Annotated in this window: 2 protein-coding genes; both read left to right on the top strand. The window is 40.6% G+C overall.

All coding sequences use genetic code 11. From position 1 onward, the window contains the following. The coding region (locus tag Q0X97_RS11770) for an RHS repeat domain-containing protein (protein WP_302067609.1) at window positions 1-1,323 on the top strand (1,323 nt) is incomplete at its 5' end. A gap of 6 nt (window positions 1,324-1,329) precedes the next feature. Next, a complete protein-coding gene (locus tag Q0X97_RS11765) occupies window positions 1,330-1,785 on the top strand; it encodes an SUKH-3 domain-containing protein (RefSeq protein WP_302067608.1) in 456 nt (151 codons plus the stop codon). Window positions 1,786-1,814: the final 29 nt, after the last annotated feature.

Raw genomic sequence — 1,814 nt, 5'->3', positions numbered from 1 at the left:
AAAACCGGCAACCTGCTCCACAGCACCGACCAGCGGACAGGAACCACGCACTTTGAGTATGACAAGCTCGGCCAGCCCCTGAAAGTACAAAACCAAACCTTTGCCTTCGACCCCGCCTACAACCTGATCAACGAATACGGGGAGCAGGTAAAAGACAACCGCATTGCGTCTTACAACGACATAAAATTTTTCTACGACGACTTCGGCAACACCATCCACAAAGAACATTCGGACGGCAGCACCCAAAACCTGCATTACGACTTATTCGACCGTTTGGTTAAAGTGGAAACGTTTAAGAAGAACGCCGAAACGGGAGAGTGGGACAAAGAAGTTTGGGCATTTGAATACGATGCGTTGGACAGAAGAGTAAGCAAAGGCCGTCTGAAAAACGGCGGTATGGAAACCATTGAAAACGTTTCAGACGGCCTAAGAGACAATGCCTGTCTGAAAACTCAGACCGGTAAAGATATTCTAGACAGCGAAATCACATTCCTGTGGGACGGCAGCCGTCTGCTTCAAGAACACAATTCAGACGGCCTCTACACCTACATCTACACCGACCAAGATAATTACGAACCCCTAGCGCAAATTCACAACTATACAAACACGGAAAAAGAAAGCAGACAGGAAATCAATTACTTCCATTGCGATCAAATCGGCATACCGAGAGAAATGACCGATAAAGACGGTAAGCTGCTTTGGTTCGGCAAGTATGATGCTTGGGGCAAATTAACCGAAGAAACCAATGTAACAGGAAAGGCGCACCAACCGTTCAGGTTGCAGAACCAGTATTGCGACAGCGAAATCAGGCTGCATTACAATTTCTTCCGGTATTACGATCCTGATGTGGGGCGGTTTGTGAATCAGGATCCGATTGGGTTGTGGGGCGGCAGTAATTTTTATCAGTTTGCATCTAATTCACAGATTTGGTTTGACCCATTAGGGTTAGCACGCTATAGACCTAACGCACTATCTCTTGCTCGTAGAACTGCTAGAAAAATGCGTTTAAAATTAGGGAAAAAAGCTCCAACGGCAACCTGTGCCGTAGTAGACAAGCGAACAAGAAGAAGTTATGTTGGGTTTAGCGGTACTAAACCTACTAACATTAGTGCACGTTTATTTGAACGCATGCCATCAGAATCAAGAACACCTTGGAGCGTAATCAATTGTGCGGAAATTGACGCTGTTAATCAAGCTCTGAAAGACGGGGCTAGAATGGAAGATTTGGAAATTGCAACAGTAAGAACATCCGATAGCTCGGCATTTGCTCGGTGTGATAATTGTAAAGTAACATTTTCTTCTTCTGATGTAACTACAGGATAGTATTTAATGTCTAAATTTTATTTATCAGCAAAAATTCAAAATTTGTTACGTAAAGATGGTTGGTATCCTGATAGAAAAATTGATATTAGCCATTTTGAAAATATTTTGAATGAAAACAATGGATATGAAATTAACCAATTTTCTAAGGAATTCTTAAGAAGTTTTGGCAACATAAAAATTCATCATGATAGTTATAGAGGTAATGGTAAAGATTACTCCATATTTTCTCCTGATTTGGCAATTGCAAATTTACCCTATGTAAAGGAAGAATATATAAAAGTTATTAACTCTTCTTTATGCCCTATAGGGGTTGGTTATTCTGAGCATTTAACTTATTTTTTAAACCCCAAGGGAGAAATGTTTGGAGGCTTCGAAAGTTATTTTTGCCGAATTGGTTCTACTTTAGAAGAAGCGTTTGATAATATTTTCTTTACAAAAGAGTTTGAAACTCTGTTGGAATAATATAGTTATAAAGCAGCAAAACGAATCTA

Source organism: Neisseria sp. MVDL19-042950 (assembly GCF_030504625.1).
Lineage (GTDB): Bacteria > Pseudomonadota > Gammaproteobacteria > Burkholderiales > Neisseriaceae > Neisseria.
The sequence above is the reverse complement of the archived record's forward strand: the minus strand, read 5'-3'. Positions and strand labels throughout refer to the sequence as shown.

Bases quoted from the DNA above. Each gene is read 5' to 3' on its own strand.
- Q0X97_RS11765 (WP_302067608.1), top strand. From the start codon at position 1,330: ATGTCTAAATTTTATTTATCAGCAAAAATTCAAAATTTGTTACGTAAA.